The organism is Pseudomonas sp. B12(2026), from assembly GCF_057767015.1.
Genome location: NZ_CM173430.1, coordinates 1,814,482 through 1,837,122, shown reverse-complemented (window position 1 = coordinate 1,837,122; position 22,641 = coordinate 1,814,482). Strand labels below are relative to the sequence as shown.

37 protein-coding genes and 2 tRNA genes are annotated in these 22,641 nt (G+C 60.1%); 14 read left to right on the top strand and 25 right to left on the bottom strand.

All coding sequences use genetic code 11. The features are described 5' to 3' along the window. Positions 1-37 precede the first annotated feature (37 nt). The 24 genes from AC3B6A_RS08660 to AC3B6A_RS08545 form a co-directional block, all read right to left on the bottom strand. Positions 38-2,032: a phage major capsid protein gene (locus tag AC3B6A_RS08660; RefSeq protein ID WP_488402022.1), complete on the bottom strand. Its 1,995-nt coding sequence runs from the start codon at positions 2,030-2,032 to the stop codon at positions 38-40. Between the two features lie 59 nt (positions 2,033-2,091). Next, a complete protein-coding gene (locus AC3B6A_RS08655) occupies positions 2,092-3,609 on the bottom strand; it encodes a terminase large subunit (RefSeq protein ID WP_488402020.1) in 1,518 nt (505 codons plus the stop codon). Next, on the bottom strand, positions 3,588-4,013 hold the full coding sequence (locus AC3B6A_RS08650) for a phage terminase small subunit, hendrixvirinae-type (protein WP_488402018.1): 426 nt from the start codon (positions 4,011-4,013) through the stop codon (positions 3,588-3,590). The genes AC3B6A_RS08655 and AC3B6A_RS08650 overlap by 22 nt, the downstream gene beginning before the upstream one ends. Before the next feature lie 94 nt (positions 4,014-4,107). Then, on the bottom strand, positions 4,108-4,413 hold the full coding sequence (locus AC3B6A_RS08645; RefSeq protein WP_488403549.1) for an HNH endonuclease: 306 nt from the start codon (positions 4,411-4,413) through the stop codon (positions 4,108-4,110). 360 nt (positions 4,414-4,773) lie between these two features. Further along, entirely contained in the window at positions 4,774-5,118 is a 345-nt protein-coding gene (locus AC3B6A_RS08640; protein ID WP_488402017.1) for an HNH endonuclease, read from the bottom strand. Further along, positions 5,115-5,420 carry a hypothetical protein gene (locus AC3B6A_RS08635; RefSeq protein WP_488402016.1) on the bottom strand — a complete coding sequence of 102 codons (306 nt, stop codon included), beginning with the start codon at positions 5,418-5,420 and terminating at the stop codon, positions 5,115-5,117. The genes AC3B6A_RS08640 and AC3B6A_RS08635 overlap by 4 nt, the downstream gene beginning before the upstream one ends. Before the next feature lie 60 nt (positions 5,421-5,480). Continuing rightward, positions 5,481-5,642 (bottom strand): hypothetical protein, encoded by a 162-nt coding sequence (locus AC3B6A_RS08630; protein WP_488402015.1) that lies wholly within the window; start codon positions 5,640-5,642, stop codon positions 5,481-5,483. Beyond that, positions 5,639-5,962 carry a phage holin, lambda family gene (locus AC3B6A_RS08625; RefSeq protein ID WP_488402014.1) on the bottom strand — a complete coding sequence of 108 codons (324 nt, stop codon included), beginning with the start codon at positions 5,960-5,962 and terminating at the stop codon, positions 5,639-5,641. The genes AC3B6A_RS08630 and AC3B6A_RS08625 overlap by 4 nt, the downstream gene beginning before the upstream one ends. A gap of 52 nt (positions 5,963-6,014) precedes the next feature. Continuing rightward, positions 6,015-6,089 (bottom strand) — tRNA-Asn (locus tag AC3B6A_RS08620). A gap of 5 nt (positions 6,090-6,094) precedes the next feature. After that, positions 6,095-6,170 (bottom strand) — tRNA-Thr (locus AC3B6A_RS08615). Then, positions 6,161-6,367 (bottom strand): hypothetical protein, encoded by a 207-nt coding sequence (locus tag AC3B6A_RS08610; protein ID WP_488402013.1) that lies wholly within the window; start codon positions 6,365-6,367, stop codon positions 6,161-6,163. The genes AC3B6A_RS08615 and AC3B6A_RS08610 overlap by 10 nt, the downstream gene beginning before the upstream one ends. Positions 6,368-6,506: 139 nt before the next feature. Beyond that, complete coding sequence (locus AC3B6A_RS08605; RefSeq protein ID WP_488402012.1) at positions 6,507-7,109, bottom strand: hypothetical protein; 603 nt, start codon at positions 7,107-7,109, stop codon at positions 6,507-6,509. Positions 7,110-7,179: 70 nt separating this feature from the next. Beyond that, positions 7,180-7,308 (bottom strand): PSPA7_2676 family Cys-rich small protein, encoded by a 129-nt coding sequence (locus AC3B6A_RS08600; RefSeq protein WP_488402011.1) that lies wholly within the window; start codon positions 7,306-7,308, stop codon positions 7,180-7,182. Beyond that, positions 7,305-8,168 (bottom strand): HNH endonuclease signature motif containing protein, encoded by an 864-nt coding sequence (locus AC3B6A_RS08595; RefSeq protein ID WP_488402010.1) that lies wholly within the window; start codon positions 8,166-8,168, stop codon positions 7,305-7,307. The genes AC3B6A_RS08600 and AC3B6A_RS08595 overlap by 4 nt, the downstream gene beginning before the upstream one ends. Further along, positions 8,153-8,764, bottom strand: coding sequence for a recombination protein NinG (locus AC3B6A_RS08590; RefSeq protein ID WP_488402009.1), 612 nt, complete (start codon positions 8,762-8,764; stop codon positions 8,153-8,155). The genes AC3B6A_RS08595 and AC3B6A_RS08590 overlap by 16 nt, the downstream gene beginning before the upstream one ends. Continuing rightward, entirely contained in the window at positions 8,761-9,075 is a 315-nt protein-coding gene (locus AC3B6A_RS08585; RefSeq protein WP_488402008.1) for a hypothetical protein, read from the bottom strand. The genes AC3B6A_RS08590 and AC3B6A_RS08585 overlap by 4 nt, the downstream gene beginning before the upstream one ends. Beyond that, positions 9,072-9,659 (bottom strand): DUF1367 family protein, encoded by a 588-nt coding sequence (locus tag AC3B6A_RS08580; protein ID WP_488402007.1) that lies wholly within the window; start codon positions 9,657-9,659, stop codon positions 9,072-9,074. Before AC3B6A_RS08580 ends, AC3B6A_RS08585 begins: the two co-directional genes overlap by 4 nt. Before the next feature lie 3 nt (positions 9,660-9,662). After that, positions 9,663-10,289, bottom strand: a complete 627-nt coding sequence (locus tag AC3B6A_RS08575) for a hypothetical protein (RefSeq protein ID WP_488402005.1) — start codon at positions 10,287-10,289, stop codon at positions 9,663-9,665. Between the two features lie 246 nt (positions 10,290-10,535). Further along, the gene (locus tag AC3B6A_RS08570) at positions 10,536-11,444 is read right to left on the bottom strand and encodes a toprim domain-containing protein (protein ID WP_488402004.1); all 909 of its coding nucleotides are present in this window, start codon (positions 11,442-11,444) and stop codon (positions 10,536-10,538) included. Next, the gene (locus AC3B6A_RS08565) at positions 11,441-13,951 is read right to left on the bottom strand and encodes a Hint domain-containing homing endonuclease (protein WP_488402002.1); all 2,511 of its coding nucleotides are present in this window, start codon (positions 13,949-13,951) and stop codon (positions 11,441-11,443) included. The genes AC3B6A_RS08570 and AC3B6A_RS08565 overlap by 4 nt, the downstream gene beginning before the upstream one ends. Positions 13,952-14,014: 63 nt before the next feature. Beyond that, on the bottom strand, positions 14,015-14,209 hold the full coding sequence (locus tag AC3B6A_RS08560) for a hypothetical protein (RefSeq protein ID WP_169890363.1): 195 nt from the start codon (positions 14,207-14,209) through the stop codon (positions 14,015-14,017). A gap of 474 nt (positions 14,210-14,683) precedes the next feature. Next, positions 14,684-14,887, bottom strand: coding sequence for a hypothetical protein (locus tag AC3B6A_RS08555; RefSeq protein WP_488402000.1), 204 nt, complete (start codon positions 14,885-14,887; stop codon positions 14,684-14,686). An 18-nt stretch (positions 14,888-14,905) separates the two neighbouring features. Then, positions 14,906-15,115 (bottom strand): hypothetical protein, encoded by a 210-nt coding sequence (locus AC3B6A_RS08550; protein WP_217970117.1) that lies wholly within the window; start codon positions 15,113-15,115, stop codon positions 14,906-14,908. Positions 15,116-15,126: 11 nt separating this feature from the next. After that, on the bottom strand, positions 15,127-15,390 hold the full coding sequence (locus AC3B6A_RS08545; protein WP_488401998.1) for a helix-turn-helix domain-containing protein: 264 nt from the start codon (positions 15,388-15,390) through the stop codon (positions 15,127-15,129). A gap of 1 nt (position 15,391) precedes the next feature. Here AC3B6A_RS08545 and AC3B6A_RS08540 point away from each other — a divergent pair, with 1 nt between their 5' ends. The 3 genes from AC3B6A_RS08540 to AC3B6A_RS08530 are packed head-to-tail and all read left to right on the top strand — an operon-like array spanning position 15,392 to position 16,900. Further along, on the top strand, positions 15,392-16,210 hold the full coding sequence (locus AC3B6A_RS08540; protein ID WP_488401997.1) for a S24 family peptidase: 819 nt from the start codon (positions 15,392-15,394) through the stop codon (positions 16,208-16,210). Between the two features lie 23 nt (positions 16,211-16,233). Beyond that, positions 16,234-16,587, top strand: a complete 354-nt coding sequence (locus AC3B6A_RS08535) for an SGNH/GDSL hydrolase family protein (protein ID WP_488401996.1) — start codon at positions 16,234-16,236, stop codon at positions 16,585-16,587. After that, the gene (locus AC3B6A_RS08530; RefSeq protein WP_488401994.1) at positions 16,562-16,900 is read left to right on the top strand and encodes a hypothetical protein; all 339 of its coding nucleotides are present in this window, start codon (positions 16,562-16,564) and stop codon (positions 16,898-16,900) included. Before AC3B6A_RS08535 ends, AC3B6A_RS08530 begins: the two co-directional genes overlap by 26 nt. 419 nt (positions 16,901-17,319) lie before the next feature. Here AC3B6A_RS08530 and AC3B6A_RS08525 read toward each other — a convergent pair whose 3' ends face one another. After that, a complete protein-coding gene (locus AC3B6A_RS08525; protein ID WP_488401992.1) occupies positions 17,320-17,577 on the bottom strand; it encodes a DUF1654 domain-containing protein in 258 nt (85 codons plus the stop codon). 474 nt (positions 17,578-18,051) lie between these two features. Here AC3B6A_RS08525 and AC3B6A_RS08520 point away from each other — a divergent pair, with 474 nt between their 5' ends. The 11 genes from AC3B6A_RS08520 to AC3B6A_RS08470 all read left to right on the top strand — a co-directional run bounded on the left by AC3B6A_RS08520 (position 18,052) and on the right by AC3B6A_RS08470 (position 22,597). Then, a complete protein-coding gene (locus tag AC3B6A_RS08520; protein WP_488401990.1) occupies positions 18,052-18,330 on the top strand; it encodes a hypothetical protein in 279 nt (92 codons plus the stop codon). Then, positions 18,327-18,500 (top strand): hypothetical protein, encoded by a 174-nt coding sequence (locus tag AC3B6A_RS08515; protein ID WP_488401989.1) that lies wholly within the window; start codon positions 18,327-18,329, stop codon positions 18,498-18,500. The genes AC3B6A_RS08520 and AC3B6A_RS08515 overlap by 4 nt, the downstream gene beginning before the upstream one ends. Positions 18,501-18,621: 121 nt before the next feature. After that, the gene (locus AC3B6A_RS08510; protein WP_488401987.1) at positions 18,622-19,098 is read left to right on the top strand and encodes a hypothetical protein; all 477 of its coding nucleotides are present in this window, start codon (positions 18,622-18,624) and stop codon (positions 19,096-19,098) included. Between the two features lie 117 nt (positions 19,099-19,215). Continuing rightward, positions 19,216-19,812: a DUF1566 domain-containing protein gene (locus AC3B6A_RS08505; RefSeq protein WP_488401986.1), complete on the top strand. Its 597-nt coding sequence runs from the start codon at positions 19,216-19,218 to the stop codon at positions 19,810-19,812. A gap of 57 nt (positions 19,813-19,869) precedes the next feature. Further along, a complete protein-coding gene (locus AC3B6A_RS08500) occupies positions 19,870-20,223 on the top strand; it encodes a four helix bundle protein (RefSeq protein ID WP_488401984.1) in 354 nt (117 codons plus the stop codon). A gap of 198 nt (positions 20,224-20,421) precedes the next feature. Then, positions 20,422-21,588 carry an RNA-directed DNA polymerase gene (locus AC3B6A_RS08495; protein WP_488401983.1) on the top strand — a complete coding sequence of 389 codons (1,167 nt, stop codon included), beginning with the start codon at positions 20,422-20,424 and terminating at the stop codon, positions 21,586-21,588. After that, on the top strand, positions 21,585-21,923 hold the full coding sequence (locus AC3B6A_RS08490) for a hypothetical protein (RefSeq protein WP_488401982.1): 339 nt from the start codon (positions 21,585-21,587) through the stop codon (positions 21,921-21,923). The genes AC3B6A_RS08495 and AC3B6A_RS08490 overlap by 4 nt, the downstream gene beginning before the upstream one ends. Next, positions 21,920-22,129 (top strand): hypothetical protein, encoded by a 210-nt coding sequence (locus AC3B6A_RS08485; RefSeq protein ID WP_488401980.1) that lies wholly within the window; start codon positions 21,920-21,922, stop codon positions 22,127-22,129. The genes AC3B6A_RS08490 and AC3B6A_RS08485 overlap by 4 nt, the downstream gene beginning before the upstream one ends. Continuing rightward, complete coding sequence (locus AC3B6A_RS08480; protein ID WP_488401979.1) at positions 22,126-22,329, top strand: hypothetical protein; 204 nt, start codon at positions 22,126-22,128, stop codon at positions 22,327-22,329. The genes AC3B6A_RS08485 and AC3B6A_RS08480 overlap by 4 nt, the downstream gene beginning before the upstream one ends. Further along, complete coding sequence (locus tag AC3B6A_RS08475) at positions 22,326-22,454, top strand: hypothetical protein (RefSeq protein ID WP_488401977.1); 129 nt, start codon at positions 22,326-22,328, stop codon at positions 22,452-22,454. Before AC3B6A_RS08480 ends, AC3B6A_RS08475 begins: the two co-directional genes overlap by 4 nt. Then, the gene (locus tag AC3B6A_RS08470) at positions 22,451-22,597 is read left to right on the top strand and encodes a hypothetical protein (RefSeq protein ID WP_488401975.1); all 147 of its coding nucleotides are present in this window, start codon (positions 22,451-22,453) and stop codon (positions 22,595-22,597) included. Before AC3B6A_RS08475 ends, AC3B6A_RS08470 begins: the two co-directional genes overlap by 4 nt. Positions 22,598-22,641: the final 44 nt, after the last annotated feature.

Here is a 22,641-nt window from a genome sequence, read left to right as displayed (position 1 = left end):
CCAGAAAGGAAAGGGGCGCCGAAGCGCCCCTCAGGCCTTACGCGGCGCCCCAGTTGACGTCGGTCAGGTAAGCCACAGCGGAAGCACGGCGGCGCGCCCAGTTGATGGTGCGCTCGGCTCGGAAGCCGACCAGGTTGCGCTGCCACAGCGATACGAGGACGGTGCTGGCAGTGGTCGGGTTGTCCGGGGTGTCGTTCATCTGCAGGGAGGCTTCGGTGGACATCGACAGATCGATGCCGCCTTCGTCGCCCAGGTAGATGTCGCTGGCGTTGACCAGGGCGACCAGCGAGCCGCTGGAGTCGGTCGGGATGTACTCCGACACGATCACGGGCAGGCCGAACAGAGTGCCGCCGGTCATGGAGATGCCGGGGAACTCTGCTTGGCCCAGAGGATTCTGCATCAGGCTCAGAGCCAGAGCAGTGGTCGCCGGCATCAGCCATACACCGGAGGTCGGAGCATTGTTGGCCGCGATGAAGGCACTGAACAGCGCTTTGATGTCGGCGCGTACAGCGTCTGCATAGTTACCGCTGGACGGGATGCCCGCCACGCCATTCAGGATAGACGCCGGCGAGATGCCAGCTACTGCGGCCTTGGTCGGATCGATGAAGTCAATGTCCAGGCGCTCGCGCAGGGCTGCGGCCAGTTGGTCGCGGATGATGCCGTCGGCGGCCGGACTGGAATCGCGGATCACCTCCATGGTGGCCACGGCGATGTTGGCAACCTTCAGCGGCTCCAGGGTGGTGCGGTTGAAGTCGAACTTGGTCAGCGGCTTGGCATTGCCCTCGCCAACCCAGTAACCGTCGCCGCCAGAGGTCTGGCCGATCAGCGGAGTGCGGAACGGAACGCGGCGCAGGCTCGGCACACCGTTGTTGCCGAAGCGGCCGAGGATGGTCTGCGGGCGCAGGTATTCCACGAAGTCGGCGAAGACGTTGGTCTCGTCGCCAACCAGCGGGCCTGCCCAGGTAGAGTCCGAGGTGGTTGCCGGAGCAACCGCGGCCTTGGTCACCAGACGCTGGGTGGCGTTAATGATCGAGTCTTGGCCGTCATACAAGGCCTTGGCGATGCTGATCGCGTCGCGATGTTCCAGGTGACCGAGAGCCAGGCACTTGGCAGCACGAGCGAAGGCGATGCCAGGCTCGAGCTTCTGGGTGTTCTTGGCGCGGACCTGCAGTTCTTTCACATCCAGCGTCTGGATGCGCTTGGCACCGGGTTCTTCGGCAACCGGCTTGGCGGTCGCTGCCTGCGCCTTCTGCATGTTGCGCAGGCGGCCGATGTGCTTGTCGATGGCGGCGATCTCTGCCTCCAGAGTGTCGAACTGCTCCGACTGCTCGGCGTCCAGGGTTTCGCCGCTCTCGGCGGATTTGGTCATGATGGCTTCCATTTCGGCAGCCTTGGCGGTGCGGGTCGCCTCGAACTCGGCGATCTGCTCAGCGATGGTTTTCATGTCGTTGCCCTCCTCGGGCTTCGGAGATTTCAGGGATTTGGTGGTACTTGCCGAAGCGCCGGCGGGGGTGACGCGAACGACCGGAACAGACTTGATGCCAAGCGCGGCGCGCTGTTCTCGGTCGATGGATTTCACGGACGTGATCGTGGCTTCTGCGTTGGCCGGAATCGTTACGGCCGAAAGCTCGAACCATTCCCACGAGAGGAAACGCAGGCCCCAGGAACCGGGGATCTGCTCAAATTCTTTGGCCGAGAAGCCAATCGAAAGGCCGCGGACCAAGCCGGACTTGATCGACTGCCAGGCTTCATCGAGGCGGTCTTTCAGTTTCCCTGGCTCATCCACCTGGGTGAGTTGTACGGAAACTTCGATTCCCTTCTGGGTGACCTTTGCCTCGGTGACGTGGCCAATCGGCTCATCGTGGTTGTGCTGCCAGAGGAAAGGGATCGGAAGCTTGAACTGGGCGCCTTTCGGTTCAACCACGTCCTGCATCCGATCCGGCGACGGAGTGGAAGCGATGCCAGTGATGACGCGCTTCTCTTCGTCCAGCGCCTTCACCTCGAGGGTGCTGTACGCACGATTGGTCTTCATTGCGGGCTCTCCAGAAACGAGAAAGCCCGTTCAAGGCGGGCTCTATAGGTGCCGGGCAATCAGCCCAGGACGAACATCTGATAGGTGCGCTCTGGCTCAACTTCGTTGGCCGCTGCACCGCTTACTGCCATCGCCAGCGCCACCATGCCGTCAATCCGGCCGGTAGCCTTGGCCTTGGTAAACTTGCGGTTTCCGGCTGGATCGCTGACGGTGATCGCGTTCGCCGCACACATGGTCAGTACCGGGTGATTACCGTGGCGCAGCTTCTTCGCCAGCAAGCGCGACTCCAGCTCACGAAGGGCCGGGGACATGCTGACGAATCCCTGGCCGAACTCCTTGAACCGACCGATCTCTTCTTCGGTGAAGCCAACGCGCTCAAGCCATGGCTTTAGGAAGCGCATGTTGTAGCGGTCGAAGTTGATGCATTGCACGTCGCACCTGTCGAACACCGTGCGCAGGTACTCGGCGACAAATTCATATTCGATGGAGCGGCCAGGCGTGGTTTCGAGTAAACCATCACGCGCCCAGATGTCGTAAGGAACCCGGTCATTCCGCGCCTTCTCGGTCAGGCCATCGCCTGGAAGCCAGAAGGTCGGCTCAACATCACCGTCTTCTCCAACGAGGACAAGGCCGGTCAGGTCATTCACGCTGGATAGGTCAAGGCCACCGTAGACTCGCTTTCCGTCCAGGCTTTCGGCGCGGTCGCCATTCTCTTGCCAGACCGACCGGCTCACAAACGGCGTTCTCGCCTCGACCCTTTGGTTCAGGATCAGGTTTCGGTAGGCCGGCTCACGACTTGGCAGGCGCTTGGCATCAGACGCCTGGCGGAACACCTCATCCTTGTTCATGAAGTCATCGAAGTGCGGATTTGCCGCTCTGATGGCTTCTTCGCTGAATGGGTCCATTTCCAGCGGCGCAGTGCAAATCTCCACCTTGTTGCGCGGATCTGCGCCGGACAACGCATCGTCGATCAACAAGCTGAGCAGATCAGCATCAGTAGGCGCCTGAGTACTGATGATGATCGAGAGCGGGCTTTCCTGGGCTGCAGAGGCTGTTTCCAGAGCCTCATATAGCTGCGACCTGGGACCGACCACCTGACCCAATTCGTCGTGAATGATCAGCGCTGGACTGAGGCCGAACTTGGTTGCTGCGTCCGCGCTGAGCGCTTTGTAGAAAGTGCCCAGCTCGCCGCAGAGCAATTCCTTGGCAGTGTCCCGGATGTTCACGCACTGCGATAGGTCTGGGCTCATTCGCACGACCTTGGCGGCCAATTCGAACAGGATTGCCGCCTGGTCGCGGGACTGTGCCGCGCTGTACAACTGGGAGTTGGGACAAGCTTCCGGGCCGCAAAGGTGCAGGAGAAGTAGGAATGCCGACAGGGCCGTCTTGGCATTCTTCCTCGCCATCGACAGGATGAACATACGCGTCGGCGAGTCGTAGATGCGCTTGATCCACTTCTTCTGGTGCTTGGTCAGCTTGACCGGCCTTCCAACCAGGCGACCTTCAGGGATACAGCAATGCTGCTCAATCCACTGAATGTTCCGCTCGCCGCGGGTTAGTCGCTTTCGACCTGCCACGGCTTCTTACCTCTCTCGGTCGGCACGGCCTTGTCGGCGCGCACCAGACTTTGCTGTGTCAAGCGCATCGATCGAAGCAGCGCATTCATGCAGCGCGTCTCCCGCTCCAGCATGGCGCCGAGTTTGTCGAATCGCTTCAGGCCGTCATCATCGACCAGCCAAGCTGGGTCGAATTGCTCAAGCTGCTGCGCGATCAGGTCGGCCTGCACCTTGTGCCGGCAGTATTGCGCAAGCATCCCGATGTGTTCATCGCCAAACCAGTCAGCCGGTCGAGCATTGACCAGAGAAACCCACACGCCCTTTTGCGCGGCAGTCAGATCAGCCGGAGGCGCTAGACGGCGATCAATGCCAGCAGGCGTAGCAACAGCCAGCGAAGCGACGGACTTTTTGCCTCGCTCTGCCATTTCTGCGTTCCAAAATTCTACGGATTAATGAAGAAAGACTTTCGGGCGCGGTCAGATAGGGCGTGGCCAAATAAAATCTGACTACCCCCCAGTCCTACGCAGCGAATCCGAGCCCAAGTTGCCCGAATGATTTCGCACCCTTTGCTCTATTGCAGGCACTGCAAGCGCAAGCCACATTGCCCCATGTGTGCGTGCCACCGTCAGCCAAGGCGACGATGTGCTCAAGCTCTGGCGCTCTCGGGTGCAAGCTGCCTCGCTTGCTCTTCAGGGTCTTAACACCGCACAGATGGCATACCCAACCATCACGCTCGAAGACCTTCAGCGGCTCTATCCGCTCAACCGTCGAGGCACGCTTAAGAGCTCTTCTTTTCGCATCTCTCGCCTTGCGCGATTCCTGCATGCCCGGATAGCTCTTCACCCTCTGCCTTTTCGCGGCATCACGGCATTTTGCTGAGCAATGGGTGTTGATAGATTGGGTTGCGATGAATGCGCTCTTACAGTGAGAGCATTCTCGCTCGATGCGCACTGGTTGATGCTCTCGCTTTGCATATGCCTTCTTGGCATACACACTGCGGGCGCACTTGACTGAGCAGAGCCTGTGCTTGGTCTTGCCTACTGAGCCATCGATATTGCGGCGTGGCTCATATGCCGCTCCACAGCCTTCACAGATGAAGGTAGACTTCTCGCTATCCATCCTGATCCTCCTACGATCATGGGTGGTAGAAGCCCTGCCGGATGCCAGTCCGGCAGGGCTTCGTCGTTATTGTAGCCAGTGGTGATTGGGATCTACAGGAGCTCCCGATGTATCGCAGCCCGGAATCGCTCCCGATTTCTCAATCCGCTGCTTGGTCGAGCTATGGCACTGCGCGCATAGCGGCTGCCAATTACTCCTATCCCAGAAGAGCGCCTGATCACCTCTGTGTGGAACCTTGTGGTCTACCACTGTCGCAGCAACCACCTTCCCTCGATCCTGGCAGTAACTGCAGAGAGGGTTCTTCCGCAGGAAGGTCAGCCGAGCCTTCTGCCATCTGCCGCCATATCCGCGCTCGGCGGTTGTCTTGCCAGAGCGCCAGTCATCGGCAGCATCATTTGACTGCTTGCTCAAAGGACCGGATCGCCATTGAGGTAAGTGCGAAGCGGGCGTTCTTCCACCCCATCCTCGTCAGCCATCGCCTCAATCAGTGACGCGAGCAGTAGGTTGGTCTTGCGCTGCTCGGCTACCAGCTCAGTCAGAAGCGGTCGCATATCAGTCTCGATGTGTGCGTCAGTGCCACCGGCAACAACTAGGTGGCGCATGCCAAGACGCTGAGCAATCAGCTCAATCTCCTGGTCTGCCTTCTGGCTTGCCTCTTTGCTCAGTACCTGCGGGATCTTCACCACGAGTAAAGGCTTTGCGTGCTCGGTCATGTGCGATCTTGCTCCACTTGAGTAGCCAGGATCGTCTGCGCGCGCAGGCAGCACATGCCATCAGCTCACCCACCACTTGATCAGCCAGGCCCCAATCCCCATGCCGAAGATCAGAATGCCGACGATGAAACGAATCCAGGCGACAACCTGGTCATCCGTCCTGTGCGAGCCGATGTAGATCCAGAGGCCGGCGAGGCACAGGATGAGGATGATGGCGTTCACACCTGGTCAGCCTTCCGGCCAAGCCAGCGGTCGGCGTAGGTGCGGATCTTCTCCACCCCCATGAAGCCGACCATGCAACCGGCGAAGGTGGCGAGATTGCTGGGGAGGCTGAAGTATTCGAGCAGTGGCACAAGGGACACGGCGATCAGCCCGCAGAGCGCCCCTTCCAGCATCATCTGCCGTCGACCCCCGCCGCCGTAGATCACGCGGACCAGGGCAGTCAGGCCAGCAGTCAGGCCAGCATAGATTTGCGGCTGATGCAGAGACAGCCATGCCAGCAGTGCAGCCCAGAAGCTGGGATCTTCTTTCATTCTTGGCATCTCGGTTGTCCTAGCCCTTCGCCGGGCTGGCACTGCGCGTGTGGAACGAAGATGGCTGGCAAGCAGAGATTCGAACTCCGGACCGGCGCATTAACAGTGCGCTGCTCTACCGCTGAGCTACATGCCATTCGTTGGTGCCGCCACCAGGCATCGAACCCGGGACCTTCCGCTTACAAGGCGGCTGCTCTACCGGCTGAGCTATAGCGGCTGGAAGAAAACGCCGACTGCTCCGTCGGCAGAGGCGCTGGGGAGCGCAAAGTTGAATCCGATCACCCTGAGCGGCAGGAACCGCAGTGAGTTGCGATTGCGCCAGTAGTCGTCAGGATGAATCAGGATGCTGTCGAGCTGGATGCCTTGCCGCTGCGCCTCGTAGTACCAGCGCTTGATGCGGGCTTCGAGGCTCATCCTGATCTCCGAAAACGACAAAGCCCCAGCTATCTGCCGGGGCTTTGGGGGGGGGTTGAACTTCTTCAGGGGGAAGTTCGAGTTATGGGAGGAGCATAGCGCCACCCGAGATATTTTGCAATGCTATATCGTTTCGATCTTACGCTGCCTCGCACATGAGGTTGATAGCCTGGCTTACCGGCGCCAATGCGGCCTTGTCCAGGTCGTCGCAGGCGAGGAAGCAAGCATCGACAAAGCCGCCCCACTCACGACTCCATGACTCACTGGCGAGCAGTGCGCCACGCTCAGCGAGCAGCCATGCCCTGAACGCCTCCGGGGAAGGCAGCGGGTCGACGCCTGAGCTCTGTCCGCCCTGGTGCATCCGGCGATAGCGGAACAGTACGCCGGCGGCGACTGCTTCGGCCTTTGGGATGCGCTTGGCATACATGCGCTCGCCACGGCTGTAGGCCACGTCAAAGACCATCCTCTCCGACCGTTCCCTCAGGTCATCCGGGCAACCCATGCGGCCTTCCGGTGCATAGAGGTGATGTCCGAACACCTGGAGCCCAACAGGCAGAGTGCAGATAGCGGTCTGGACCATGCCGGCCAGCGTGCGGTGGACGCAGGCGGAAACCGAACGGTTGATCTCGGACTTCTGCACCGCGACCCCGAGCTCTTGGATCATCGCGAAGTGGGCGGCGTTGCCACTTTCCGCAGCGTGTAGGCAGTCGTGCCAGGCTGTGCGTGCGCTGTTCAGCTTCATTCCCCTTCCCCCTTGATCAGCCCGTATTCACGAAGGATTGCCCACTGCTGGGCGACGTATTCGGTTAGCGTCACTCCGCCGCCTCCGTCTTGTTCGCACCGCAACGCCGGCAGGTGCAGGTCTGCAGACGCTCACCCAGGCTGTACCAGGTATGAGCACAGCCCCAGGCGCAACCGAAGAACAGGCATTTCCAGTTCATGCGGTCTTCCTCTTCAGCTCGCGCACCTTGGCGCGAAATTCGGCCGTGATGGCCTCGTAACCTGCAGGACGGCGAAACGCCGGAGTGACGATTGCTTCGGCGGCATCCCACCCAGCGCGGAACCTATCGATGATCGTGTTCTCAGTAACCGCTGCGCCGTCAAAGCGCGACCACTCAGCGGCAGTCATCGTCACCCCTTCAATGCTGATAGCTACCGCATTGCTGCGCTCATGCTTGTGGTTTGTCTTGGGCGCTGGTGCGATCCGCTTTCTGCCGTTGTGAGTGATCTTTGGCGCATACACAGCATCGAAATCGCTATACCCGCGACTCTTCCTTCCGATGATTGTCCGACCGCTTACCTTGACGCCTGGGGCACGACTCCACTCTTCCGGAGTCATAGTCACGCCATTGATCGTTATCCGATGGTTCTTTTCCAGAGTTGCCTGGACCGGATAATCGCGCCACGTGTTGCACGGCGGACACAGAGGCCTGAGGTTTCCCTCGGCGTTGTTCTTGACGTCGCGGTCCTTGTGATCGATGTGGCAGGTACTCCAACTCAGTGGCGCACCGCAGAGCTCACAGTCAGGCAGAACGTCGCCGTACTTTGCATACATGACAGCTCGGTGTTCGGATACATAGCCCTGGCTATCGCGAAGCGGATGCCCCGGCTCGTAAAGACGCTGGTACCCCTTCCCAGGCATCGTTATGCGATAGGCTCTGGTGTAACCGAGTGCCTCCTTTTTCTTGTCGAGCTGCAGAGTGAAGTCTCCGTTCCTGCGAAGTCGGAAGTAGTGCATCTGGCAAAGCTGGACTCCCTTGTAATGGGCTTCCCGGTCGCAACCATCTACGCGGCATTGCATTTGCGTCGAGCCTCCATCCGGCGGATTTTCTTGGAGAAGACAGCCTTCAGGCGCTTCAGGTAGGTAATGTCGTGCCTGGCGACGGAGTTGTTTCCTTCCAACTGATCAACCCTGGATTGGCCAATCTTCTCGATCAGACGAGGCCGATAAACCATCAAGTTCCCGCTTAGGTGGTTGTTACATGCACTGCAGGACTTGTTCATGTTCCATAGGTTGAACCTGAGCTGAGGTGCAGCCCCAACGCTGCGGAAATGCGAGCAATGCCATTGGCCGCCCCATGTGGCTGGCTTGTCGCAACTGACGCAGCCGAGGTGCTCGTCGCGGAGGCGGACATACCGATTGATTACAGCCTGAGCCTCGCGCAGGTAATCCGCCCTGCTCTTCAGCTTCTCCTTCCGCACCTTGATCTCTTTGCGCTGGCGGTCAGCGATGGATTTGCGGGCCTGCTTCTGGATGCCCTCGTCCGCCTTTCCGATGACCAGGGCGCAGGCCGGGCTGCAGGCTTTCTCCGTAGTCCTGTATTTCGGCACGAACTTCTTGCCGCACTCGGGGTTCTTGCAGGTCTTCTGGCGGGCTTTGCGGAGGGAGATGGTCATGCCTCCACCTCCTTCGCCTTCTGCTGCTCGGGCTGGAAGTCGCCGCGGAGGGGCATGAGGTGCCTCTGATCAGCAAGGCCCTTTCCTGGCGTCTCGATGATTCCACGCTGCTTATTGAAATAGGCCCCTATAACCTGAGGCCCTTCAACAATCCAGGCGTCAATGGGAGCTGGCACCTTGTGCCCGGGCGAGATTTCGTATTCATCGCCAGCCCTGATGAACTGGACCAAGGTGCAGGTGGCACCGATGTTCCTTGGGTCACGATGGCAGCCAACAATCAAGGCAAGATCGTCAACATTGAACTTGCTCATGCGAAAGTCCCCATCTGCTCGGCTGCGGCCATAGCATCAGCCTCGGTTTCGAAGTGAGAGGAAAGGACCAGACGCCAGCAGGCGGCGAACACGTCGCGGTACAACGGCTCGAAGGCCGTGTCGTCCATGCTTGCCCAACTGATCGACTTGGCTTCCTTGCGAACTCCTTCAGGGGTGTGCACCAGGTGGAAGTGGCCGGCCTCGATGGTGATCCATTCGCGGAATGCCTCGCGGCTCTTCTCCACTGCAGGGAAGCGGTCGGCGCGGTCGGATTCCAGCTTGTCGATGTACGCCGCCACAGCATTCTGCAGTTGGCCTGGCTTGCCGTTGAGGTCTTCGAAGTACTTGGCCAGCCCACGGATGCCGCGCATCTCTTGGCGAGGCACCAGGCCACCCTTCGGTTCCCAGTACTCCCAGGCCAGATCCAGCATGGCGAAGAACTTTCCGTGGAACCGGGCGTTCCGCATCTTGGTGAACTTCCCGTGGACGACCTGGCCGGCCTTCCACTTCTGGACGGTTTCGCGATCAGCCTCAGTGGCAGGCACAAGGCCTTGGGCTGTGCGGATGAGGGCTAGCTCAGCCATGGCTTACTCTCCCTGCGCCGGCGCGGTTGATTCATTCTTCCGATAAGGCGCAAATGCACCGCAAACCACGCAAAGCCAGCCTTCTTTGGTTGGCTTCATCGGGCTTCCGAAGTGGCTGCCTTTCTCGCAGTTGTCGTGCCACATGGCCCGTCCCTGAATATCGTGATAGAGCTTCACCGGCTTCGGTTCTTTCAGGTCAGCCATTGGACTGTCTCCCTCAGCGAGCTTGCTGCGCAGACGAGAGAGAAGTGGTGAAACAGTCGGCTTCGGAATTTCTGCCTCAACCAGCGCGAGCGCGATGGACAGCCCCTGAAGCATTCCGCTCTCCGGCGTACCCATCGGATCAGGCGCAGGCAGTGTTGCCCCGGCCTGCTTCAGGCTCTCTTGTATCCGCTTAAGCGTCTCACCCCGACGAGCGCATTCAGCGCTTAGAGCTAACCACCGTTGCTGCGCCTTTGGCCCATGGACGATATCCACGATTTCCAGCCGCTCGCGCTGAGCCTCGAAGGCAGTGATCAACTCCATAACGTCACCGAGGACTTGGCGCACCACCTCGGCGTGCATCGTGTATCCATCTGGGCATGTGCTCAGGCGGATGGCGAGAGACTTCAGTTCATCCCAGTCAGCCATCACTCAACCCTCCCCTGCGGCCAAATCGACTGCACGACCTGCAGCGGGTCGCAGTCTTCCATCAGCACCATCACAGAGCCCTGGCATGCTCCCGGCAGTGCTCCAGCGCCGACTCCTTCGTGCCAACTGGGCCGATGAATTCGCCCCTGAACGAGGCCCTGAATAGGGGCTCCGATCCATCCATGAACTTCGCTATGGCGTACCCATCCGGCCTCCGGACGAGCCATTCGTTGATGCGCTCCCATCTCAAGAGGCCTCCCTAATGCGTTGCATGAGCAGGTCGTTGTAGTCCTGGCCGCGAGGGCAATCGCGACGGACATCGACCGGAATCTTGTGCTTGATGATCAGTCGGCGAGCCAGAGCCTCGGCTGCGGCCTCCCCCGTATGGGAATGGTCCACATCGGCGAAGACCGTCACCTGCTCCACCCCCAAGGGAAGCTGGAAGCGCTCCATGCGGCCGGCGTCTCCAGTGGCCCAGCAGGCGACTCCGTAGAGCTGCGATGCCGACAGGGCCGTCTCGATACCTTCGGCGAGACCAAGATGCTTCGGGGTGTCACACAGGCGGATCACGCAATCGCCGGTCTGACCTGGGGTGTAGAGCTTCTGGCTGGGAAGCTGGGCCTTTCTTCCTTCCTTGGTGATGAAGCTCAGGTGGTAGCCCTTGCGCTTTCCGGAGACGTCGAAGAGAGCGGCCACCATCGCCGGGGAAAGCGTCTTGTCCTGCCAGTTCCAGATGCCTGGGTTGTACCGGAGGTATTGGCGCGGAGCCGATTGGATGCCGCGGTTGCGCAGGTACAGCACCACGGGATCGATATCGGCCAGCGGCAGGTTTCCATCGTGGATGCGCTTGAGCAGCGAGCGGTGATCGCGCTCCTGCTTCACGGACTCACGCAGGGCACCAGAACGACTGTCCAGGTCGCGAGCAAGCTCCTTGAAATCCATGCCGGTGACGCCCATCGCCAGCCTGAATCCATCGCCAGCACCGCAGCCGTTGCAGTAGTAGGAGCCAGAACCTTCCTTGTCATCGAAGCGGAAGCGATCCTTGCCGCCACAGAGCGGGCATTCCGTGTGCTTCCCGCTCAGTTGCTTCTCGTTGAGCCCGTAGGAGCGAAGCGCATCAGCCCAGCGGCCAACCATGCGGTCGACAGTCTTCATGCCGCCGCCCTCCGCTTGGCCCACTTGATGTTGATGTGGCGAATCCACTTCTCGATCTCTGGGGACGGATGGCGCGGGGCTATGCTCTTGGTGTCACGCGGAGCGCTTCCGCAGTACTCGCGGCACTTGTGCCAAGCCCACCCAGGGTTGTGATGGTGGTCTATGGCATAACCGAGGAACTGGGCGAAGATGGCTTCCTTCTCGGCGGCGCTGAAGGTCTTCCGCTTGGAAGTGCCCTCGCCGATCTTCACCAGCTTACCGTCGCACCACTCGACATCCTCATGCGCCTCGGGCTTGAAGCCGCAGGCCGGGCAGATGCTGGTGGCGAAAAGGCGCTGGCACTTCGGGCACGGGCGAGGCAGGCGCTCAGCCTTCTCGGTATCACGCACGCGGCGGTCGCTGTTCTTGCCGGCACCCATATCCAACTCAGTCGGCAGCGGCTCAGTTGGAACGCCATTGCGCAGACAGTTACCGGCGTGGTCGATGATGATGCAGTCATCCTTGCCATCGGCGGGACGCAGGCCGCGCCCCATCATCTGGTAATGCATCATCAGCGACTTCGTGGGGCGCGCCAGGACAACACAGGAAGTCTCCGGCGCATCGAACCCCTTGGTCAGCACGGCGACGTTGCAGAGAACACGAATGGAGCCGTGGCGGAAGTTCTTGATGATCTTCGCCCGCTCCTGCTCATCCATGTATCCATCGACGTGTGCGGCCAGGATGCCGGCGGTGTTGAACTGGCGGGCAAGCTCACGGGAATGGGCGACGTTGCAGGCGAACACCACGGTCTGGCGGTCTTTCGCATGGATCAGCCAGTTGGTCACCACGTCGCCCATGATCTTGGCGCTGCCCATCACCTCGGCCAGGGCGTCTTCAGCCCAATCACCATCGGCAGTGGTCTTGATGCCCTTCATGTCCGGGATGTGCGGTGCATAGCATTCGGCTGGCACCAGGTAGCCCTGCTGAGTCAGGTCGGACAGAGAGGCAGTGACCACCAGGCGCCCGAAGGTCTTGCCGAGCCCCTTGCGGAACGGCGTGGCACTGAGGCCGATCACAGGAATCTTGCGCTCAATGCATTCGGCGATGATCTCCTTGTGCATCTTGTGCAGGACGTGAGCTTCGTCGATCACCACCAGGTCAGGCTTCAGGTGATCGGCCAGGTCTTTCCAGCGGGAGCGCAGGGTTTGAATGGTGCAGACCTGCACGGGCTTGCTGTAGTCCGTGAAGATGTGGTCGGACTGGATGACACCCACCTGCAGGCCGTCATGGCAGAACCGTGCCACCGCCTGATCCACTAATTCCAGGGAATCGACAATGAAGAACGCCCGCTTGCCCTTGGCGCAGGCCCCCTGCTTCATCGCCGATGCAATGGTGGTGTTGTGTGTGACCGTGAAATCGCCCAGCAAAAACAGGCGGTCGCCGTCGATCTCAAAGCCGTAATAATCACCCTCGCCTATTGGATCAACCGTGATGCCTATGTTCAGGACATTCTTGATTTGCTTACGAGGTGACGCGATGCGGCGCGGCACTCGACAAGGGATGATGTGGACGTTGCCGCTGATGCTGACTCGGAAGTATTCACCAACAAAGCCTGTTGCCTTGATAACCTTGCGGCAGGGGGTTACATAAGCAGCGAGCCCCAAAGAGCGCGCCAAAAAAGCCACGTCATTGGCAAGCTGTACCTGCTTTAGCGTCAGATCGTAGTAGCCATTACCAAGGAATCCGTCCGTATCTACTATCCCGGCCAACAACTCAAGCCGGTCTTGCCGTGAGGCTGTCTTGTAAACGTGCGGTATGTGCTTATCGAAAAGGATGCCGAGCTCGCGCAGTCCCTCCAGAGCGGAGTTCTTAACCTTCTGCTGGCGATGGCGAGTAATGCGGTAAGTGGAGCAGCCGCGACCAGGGTAGACCGCCACGTCATGACCTGACGCCGCAGCATAGTCAGCCCATTCCTCTGCGACTTCGCTGTCTGCCGTGGTCAGGTGCGGCTGCCCCGTGGTGCCGTCCCCCAGCCAAGCGCCGACTATGTACGGCGGGACAGTGAGCGCTTCGCCAGAAGATGCGAAATCGACGCCAGTTCTCCAGCCCTTCGCGCAATGCTTGAAGGTCTTTGACTGTTGCAGATAGTCGCTTACCCCAATATTCACGATGCCAGGCTCATAGCCGCCAAGGCGGTCATTGCCGATCAGCCGCAGCGAAAGGATGTGAGATTCATTAACGACGTAGCTGTCGCCCTTTGTCGGGGTCACGCGATACAGATTTTCACGACCTCGACAAATAGACAGGACTCGGCGCGGCTTGCTGTCAGGACCCATGAGCAATTCCCCAGCAGAGACATCTTCGACAGCCCTGACAGTGCCGTCGAACATCAAAACAGGTGTGCCTTTACCCAGACACTTCCCGGCACCGGTTGGAGCCATCAGCATCTGCACGAGAATCCCATCGCGGATGCCGCGCCGAAGCTCGTTCAACGCCAGGTCTTGGTACGGTCGAAGGATTTGAGCCATAATCGTCCTCGCTCTCTGAGCAGCGCCCCGTTCTGTCCTCGTCGACGCCGGGGCGTTTTCGTTTCAGCCTTTCCAGGCCCAACCAAGGGAAGGCTCGCGTTTCACCTCCCCGCCGAATTTCGCCTCAACCATCCGCATCGCGTTGGCGGGCGCATAACCCTTCCCGATGAGCCAGTCGTAGTAGCCGTTCGGGTCAGGCTTCCTCTTCTTCCCAACCAAGGGAGCGCTCTGCGCTTTCCCCTTACGCCGTCGAGCCATCTCACTCACTCCTGGTCGGGGCTTTTCCTGGCTTGGCCCTGTGTTTCAGGCATACCAAGATCAAGAGGGCACCCGGCCCAACGAAATTTCCCGGAATCGGTTGTCTTTCGAGCTCGCTATACCTGGCTGGATGGGGCGGCCTTCTGCCCCCCAAACACGTCCGACTTCTCTATTTCGCCGGACAACTCACTTGCCGCCAGGGTTGGCATCCGAACAGTGACCGCTTGCCCGGATGCAGGGCCGCCCTCCTTCCAGAATCCCCTCGCGCCTCCACAGTCACCGGCTCTTCTCGCCGTCACCTGCTTGCAGCTTCCCCGCGTCCTAGCGGTTGGTCCGACTCAGCTCTTGGGGCGTTACTCCCTCCACTTGCCGGACGCTCGGGGGCTGGTGTTTTCGCCCCGTGCTCTGTACTTCACTTTCACCGCTGCGCCTGCTCGGAGAAGGCGCCTTAGCTGTCACTGGCCGACAGTGCGGTTAGTCACCCTTGAGCCCCTCTTCAGGCCTCAGCTGGACGACCTTCGCTTTAGGTCGCCCTGCGGATGTCAGTCCGCCCATCGCAATCCCTTCGATCACGATCTCTTCCATGCAGCGTTCAATGCTCCAGCCATGCTGCTTGGCCAGGGCATCGATGCTCTCTTTCACCCACTCAGGCAGGTCATCGAATTCGAGTGCGCTCATAGCCCCTCCAGAGGGGCCTTAAGCCGCCGTAGAATCGAACTTGATGGCTTGTTCTTCCTGGATCGACTCGATGGCGCCGTTCACGACGGACCACTCGATGAGTTCACGAAGGAAAGCGGCGTACTCGATGTCAGCCCTGCTGGCCGCCTTGCGCAGCATCCGGTCGAATTGAGGTGTCAAGCTGAGCTTCGGGCGCTGGGTTTTGCGCTGCTCGGGACGGTCGTACATGCACAGTGCTCCTATGCGGCTGATTTTTTTGGGGATGCATTGGTGCGAAGCGCGGCCGGATCGAGGTGCTTTCCACGGGCCTCGGCCAGTTCGGAAATCACCTCGGCGTAGCGCGTTTCGCCGGTGTATTCGGTGCGGGGGAGCTGGTCGCTGCGGATCCATTTGTCCACCGCCTGGCGGCTCTTGCCGCACGCTTTGGCAACGGCAATGGCGCCCCCGGCGAGGTCTACAGCCTCAGCAACAGAGCCTTCTCGGCAGGTGAATGGAGTATCCATATTGAGCCTCGCTCATCAACTTACGGTTGATATTAATGATCAACTGACTGTTGCGCAAGTTCTGTGCAAGGATCAACCAATGGTTGAGACTCAAGAGATACGGGACGCCTTTGCGGCGCGCCTGAACAGAGCGCTGGACGAAATGCCTGAGATCAGGCAGGAGCGCGGCCGCAATGTCGATTTGCATGGCGCACTGGAGAAGCTAGGGGCTAGAGCGAAGAAGCAGGCTACTCACAAATGGCTTACCGGCTCCTCGATCCCTGAACGCGACAACATGGAACTGCTAGCGCGCTGGCTGGGTGTTCGCGTCGAATGGCTGGAATACGGCCTGGGCGAAATGCGCGAATCGGACCAGGCTAAGCCCGAGCCCGAACCTTCGGCGGACTCGTCCGATGACGAATACGTCCACGTCCCGCTGAAGAGCGCCAGGGGCGCAATGGGCCGCGGCTACGAGAACCCCTACGTCGAAGTGAAGGGGCATCTGGCGTTCAAGCGATCCTGGATCATGGCCAGGGGCTTGAATGTGAAATATCTGGAAGCCTTCTATGCCGACGGGTGGAGCATGCATCCCACCATCAACGATGGCGACGTGGTGCTGTTGAACAAGGCCCAGAAAGAGCCGATCCACAACACAATCTTCGCCCTCAATGGCGCCGACGGCGTGATCATCAAGCGCCTTTCGCATGCGAGCGCCGTGAACCAGTGGGGGCTGATCAGCGACAACCTCGACAAGCGCGAATTCCCGGACCAGTGGTTGGACGAGGATGACGAGCCTATGGCGCTGATGGGGCAGATCGTGTGGCGTGGCGGGGATCTATAGCGGAATCCATAGGGGAAGAGGGCATGGAAAAGGAAGATAGATTGGACGCTCTTCGTAATAGGAATCCAATCACCACGATTACTGCGGATGAGTTCGTAAGGTTCCTGAGTTTCAAAGCATCCGACACAAAATGTGAGTCATGCGGTTCGTCCTCATTCAGAACCATTAATGACCTGGCGGATGAGACCAATGCGGCGATTTTCCAGTCCCCCGTCGGCATGCACACCGAAGAGCGCATTGGTTTTATTTCTACGCTGGCTATCATGTGTGAGAACTGCGGACTAATCAGGCACCATGCTTACCGCAAGGTGCAGCATTGGCTCAATGAGAACCCTATCGAGTCATCTACCCATGGAAGCGATGCAGATGACCGGTAAGGCTGACTTCAATCCTCATGGCAATGGCGAGAACGTAGTATCCTTCCGAAGAGACGGCAAAGGCGGCAATGGCACCGGAGGGGGCGGCATGGATACTCGGATCATCAACCTGGAACGAGATATGACCGACGTTAAGGTGGCGATCGGCAAGGTTGAGACTCGCCTGGAAACCATTCAGTCCACCATGGTTACCAAGGGTCAGCTCGCAGTTTATGCGTTGCTGGGACTGATTGCCGTTGGCGGTGGAGGGTGGTGGATCGTCCAGCAATACCTGGCGCCAATCCTTGCAGCAATAGGCAAACTTCCCTCCTAATCAAATCCCCGCACCCGCGGGGCTTTTCGTTTCTGACCATTGACCGCCCTATCCGTTTTGGTAAATTTCCACTGCCCTGGAGCTGGGAAGACAGCAGCTGCCAGGACAAGGCCGCGCCATCGAGTGCGGCCTTTTTCGTTTCTGGCAATGACGGCATCGCCTGCTACGCTGAAGTTTCCATGCTGAGACCTTTCCGGCCGCCCGTCCCCGATCGAGGCGGCCTTTCTTTTTCTGGCATCTGCACAGGAGGACGCCATGGGGCAGCCACATCGACCGACCTTCTGGGTTCTTCTTTTCGCCTGGGCTGTCGCCTCGGCAGCGATTGCCTCCGTCATCTGGCTGATGCTGGATCGAATTGGACCAGGTTGGTGATCGCATCAATAGCCCGCTTCGGCGGGGCTTTCCATTTCCGGCCTCCCCTACCAGGCACTCTCGTCCACCTGCCACCGGATGGTGACAGCGCCCTCCTCCCCCTCCTCGATATCCACCCCGTCAGCCAGGCTCATCTCGTCCAGTAGCCGGTCCCAGTCAGCGTGGCTTTCGCCCTCCTCCCTACTGATGGTCAGCGACCGCGCCAGCTGCGCGGCCGGCATACCCATCAGTCGCTGAATCCTTCTCCCTAGTACCTCGTAACTGCTCGGTTCGCGCGGTTCCTGCCTCTTCGCTTGCTTTGCCATATCAACCTCCTGTTGCTGTATGTATATACAGTATTTCCTCCCTCAGGCTCTTTGCAAGCTGGCCGCATAGAAAATTTTTCCCTTAGAAAATCAACCGGATATCAACTGAAACACGAAATATCAACTTCTGGTTGTTGACATAAAACAACCACTGGTTGATATTTGTCTCACACCAACGCAATCCACCGCGCTGGAAAGGCAGAGATGCCTCGGCGAAGCCGGAAGCTCTTTAGCTCTACCCAAGGCAGCGATGGACAGGCCTCAACAGTCCAGAGGGATAGCAACTCTCCCGGGCGTGCAGCGTAAAGCGCCAAGACGAGTTTTCCAGCAGGCAGAGACCGTGGCTGGAGGAACAGACGAGACACGCCGCGCGAGACGCCAGATTGCTGAGCGCGGCGGGAAGCATCACTTCAGCCAGTTCGATTGAGCTGGCTGCGGGATGACAACCGAACAGCAACCCTGGAGACCAGCACGATGAGCCAGATCTCGATCGTTGGTTACGAAAGCGAATGCAACTGCGAGCACTGCGGTCGCGCCCTGAAACACGGCATCCGTCTGAGCGATGGGCGTCTAGTTGGAGCAACCTGCTTTGACAAGAAGCTGACTATGCCGCGTACCTACCAAGGCAAGTCCTTCCGCTTCGGTGCCGAGTTCATCGTCCGGGTCGCGAAGGTGGTGCAGTTTTACTCGCCGCAGAACTGGGCGCGCTTCGGGGTTTCGGCATCGAGCACCATCTTCGAGGTGGCCGCATGAAAGCTAAGCAAAAGCGCGGACAGGCAAGCCTGAAGGGTGACAAGCGCGACTACTCGCGCTTGGTACTCGCAGCCTTCGACTCAATCGAGGATGAAGCGGAAACAGCCAGGATCGTTGAACTGAACCGCCGGCGGCGCGAAGTGAATGAGAGCGCCAAAAAGCGATTCTGAAAAGCCATCACTTCTGCCGCTTCACCGAGGCGGAAGCGGGATGCGTAAGCATCAGACCCCCATCCTTCGCCCGGCTCCGGCCGGGTTCTTTTTCCCTCCCAGTCGAGCACAAGGACAGACCATGAGCATTCCAGCATCCATCAAAGCATCTGAACTCCCCGCCCTCGGCCAGCAGTTCGCCGGCGGCACCCTCTTTGCCCGTCAGTGGTACGGCGACAAGGAGTACGCCCTGGTGGCGCTCGGCGCCGACGCCGAGATCTCCGGCGCCTGGGGTCAGTACGACCAGGAAGTGACGACCAACCACGGCGACGGCGAAGCCAACACCCGCGCGATGGCCGAAGCCGGTAGCGAGCTGGCCGCTAAGGTGCTGGGCCTGGATGCCTTCATCCCCTCCGCGCTCGAATCGCACCAGATGATGTTCGCCAAGCAGCTCGGCTACCTGACCGACCTGCGCGAGGATCGCTTCTATTGGTCGAGCACGCAGTCCTCCGCCTACCTCGCCTTCTTCATGGGCTTCGAGCTTGGCTGGCAGAGCTTCACCGACAAGGCCGGCGAGCGCCTCGCGCGCCCCGTCCGCAAGATTCTCATCCTTCAGTAATTCACTCCTTCATTCCTTCCACCTGCAGGCGATTCGCGGGGCCACGCCCACCGCGGCCAGACCTGAAGCATGCTGGGTAAGCGCCGGCCGCCTGCACCCCAATTCCGAGGACAACAGATGAATGCGCCGCAACTGTCCGCGCTGAAGATCGGGCGCTTGGACAACCTGACCATCAACTTCTTCGCGCCGGACCGGGGACAGCCCATCGAAGGTGTCGAGCATCGCGCCTTCGAGGTGAGCAGCAGCGCTCCCCCGCTCGGCGCCTACTGGCCCGGCGAAGGCGGCCACAATGGCGGCATGATTCGCGGCGAGAACGGCCAGCCGGATTACTACCTGATCGTAGCTGCCGGCCCTGCCGCCGAGTTCCGCGCAGAGTGGGGCGGCTACGAGCACGAGACCGAGGGTGCCGACAGCGCCAGCGATGGGCTGACAAACACCCTATCCCTGCTGGCCGACAGCGTGGAGCACCCGGCGGCCAAGCTGGCCTCGGAGTTCTCCGCCGACGGCCACACGGACTTCTACCTGGCCGCGCGCCGCGAGCTGCAAGTGGCCGAAGCGAACGTGCCGGAGCTGTTCAGCAAGGGTTATCACTGGTCGAGCACGCAGTCCTCCGCCAACGGCGCCTTCGTCATGGCCTTCGAGGGTGGCTGGCAGGGCAGCCTCGACAAGGGCCTCGAGCGCCTCGCGCGCCCCGTCCGCAGGAAATTCATCTAGTCCTTCAATCCTTCATTCATGGGCGCGTCAGCGCCCTCGCTTTTCGAGGTAGCCAGGGTGGCGCTGCATACCGATCTGGAAATCCATCGTAGTGCCGAGGAACTGCTCGGCGTTGTGTTCAAGCTGGTCAGGCACATCCCGCGCGACATGAAGCAGCTCATCGGCGGCAAGCTCCGCGACGAGAGCCTTCAGGTGATGGTGTTGATCGGTCGGGCGAACATGACTCGGAACAAGCGCCAGCACCTGGACGAGATCCTCGAAAGCATATGGATGATCAACCACCTGCTCCGCGCGATGGTGAACGAGCGCTTCATCAGCGTCCCGCAACACGCGAGGGCCGCGAAGATCACCGCCTCCATAGGTCGTCAGGCTAACGCATGGAGGAAATCCGCAACTGCGCCCGTTACCTGAGGGTCATGGCTCTCTCGTCTGCGCGCTGAATCTGGTCGTGCCGCTGCCCGAACGGGCACCGCCATGCGCACCCACAGGGACCACCGGACACCGGCGAGGCCTGGCGCAGTTTCTCTGCTGAGCAATCGACAGGGCGACGTGGATAGCACGATAGGTCGCAGTACTCCGCCAACAACGCCTTCATCATGGACTTCGAGAATGGCTGGCAGAACAACAACGACAAGAACAACGAGCGCCTCGCGCGCCCCGTCCGCAGATTCGACAGTTGCACCCTTTACCTTCGAGGAGCTAGCACAAGCCTACTTCGACTGTCGGCGCCACAAGCGCAACACCAACAGTGCTCGACGCTTCGAGCTGAACCTGGAAGAGAATCTGCTGTACCTGTACGACGAACTGCAGGCCGGCACCTACAAGCCGGGCCGGAGCATCTGCTTCGTGGTCACTCGGCCGAAGGCGCGCGAGGTGTGGGCGGCGGACTTCCGCGACCGCATCGTGCACCACCTGCTGTACAACCGCGTCGGCGCCAGCATCGAGGCCACCTTCATCATCGACAGCTGCGCCTGCATCCCAGGGCGCGGCACGCTGTACGCCGCCGAGCGCCTGGAGGCCAAGGTGCGGAGCGTGACGCAGAATTGGAGTCGCCCGGCGCATTACCTGAAGTGCGACCTCGCGAACTTCTTCGTCGCCATCGACAAGCGCGTGCTTGCCAACCAGCTGGTACGCCTGATCGATGAATCCTGGTGGCGCCGTCTGGCGCTGCAGATCCTCTGGCACGACCCGCGCAGCGACTACGAGGTGCGCAGCCCGCGCCACCTGTTCAACAGAGTGCCGCAGCACAAGAGACTGACGGCACAGGCCGAACACCTTGGACTGCCGATTGGGAATCTCAGTAGCCAGTTCTTCGCGAACATCTACCTGAACGACCTGGATCAGTTCGTGAAGCACCGGCTGCGGGCAAAGCACTATATCCGTTACGTCGACGACTTCCTCCTGCTGCACGAATCTCCGCAGCAGTTGAATGAGTGGCGTGCCGCCATCGAGTCCTTCCTACCCAGACTGGGTGCCAGGCTCAACCCGAAGAAGACGATTCTCCAGCCTGTGGAGCGCGGCGTGGACTTCGTCGGGCATGTGATCAAGCCCTGGCGTCGCACCACTCGCAAACGAACCGTTGCGGAAGCGCATCGGCGAATCTCCGCGGCGCCAGATGATGAGCTTCGCGCCCTAGCCAACAGCTATCTCGGCCTGTTTCGGCAGGCAAGCCACTCTCACACAGACCGCGCATCAATCTCCAACGCCCTGCTTCGTAAGGGCTTCTCGGTGGATTTCGCGCTGACCAAGACATTCCCTCCCAGGAGGAAGTCATGAACGCAATCCAGAACCACAGGATCGAGGAGCACCAGCTCGCGTCGAGCGAATGGCTCACCACCCAGGTCGACCAGCTCCTCAAGGGTAACGACGCCGAGGGCATGAACTTCTTCGGATTCCGAATCAGCGGAACGATCAAGCATGTGCCCGGCTTCGCTGATCGCCTGATGGAAGAGCTTGGCGACATCGACCCTGGCCGCGAGTGTTTCGTCGTCCAATGCCTGCTTGCAGTGGGTCGCGGCGATCACGAACTGGCCGCAGCCATCTACGAAAACCACCTCCGCTCCGGCATCAACGAGTTCGCCGAACAGTGCATCCAGGAGAGCGCAGCATGAAGCCCTGGCAGGTAATAGATCGACAGATCGAACTGCTCCGCTCTGCCGGCGAGAACACCCCGCTATCGGCCAGCGAAGTCATGGGGATGATCGAAATGGCCGAGGTCTGCCAGGTCATCACCTACGGCGACGGTATCAAGTTCCGGGCCGACGTCCACGACATCGAGAAGAAGCACTGGGACAAGGTGCTTGGGAGTGTTGCATGAGTGAAGTAGCTGAGATGTACCAGGGTATGAAGGACCACAAGAAGCGGCTACGCGCGAAGTACGGCGTCAACTGCCCTGAGTGTGTTCGCCTCCTGCCGCGCGCCAATCCGACGATCCTGCTGCCCGGGCAGCGCTGCAAAATCCACAAGTACACCGATCCGCGCGACGAGCTGACCGATCAGCAATGGAGCGACGTATGACGATCATCGCGCCCTCCTTCGAGGAACTGATGAAAGCCCTGCCTAGCAAGGGCTTTTCTTTGCCCATATTCCGGCGCTCGCCGTTCAAGTGCAACGGCCGCTGGGTTTGCGAGGTGCAGCCATGATCCGCCGCGCCCTCCGAAACGGCCTGATCGTTGCTCTTCTCGTCATGCTCGCCTTCTTCAAGCTCATTGAGCTGGCCGACTCCATCACAGGCCATCACACAGCAGAACAGCCAATCACATACCCGACCGCAGCGGGCCGCTGAGCGGATATCTGTCGGAGGTATTAGCCGGTTCGTGGCCTGGAGTT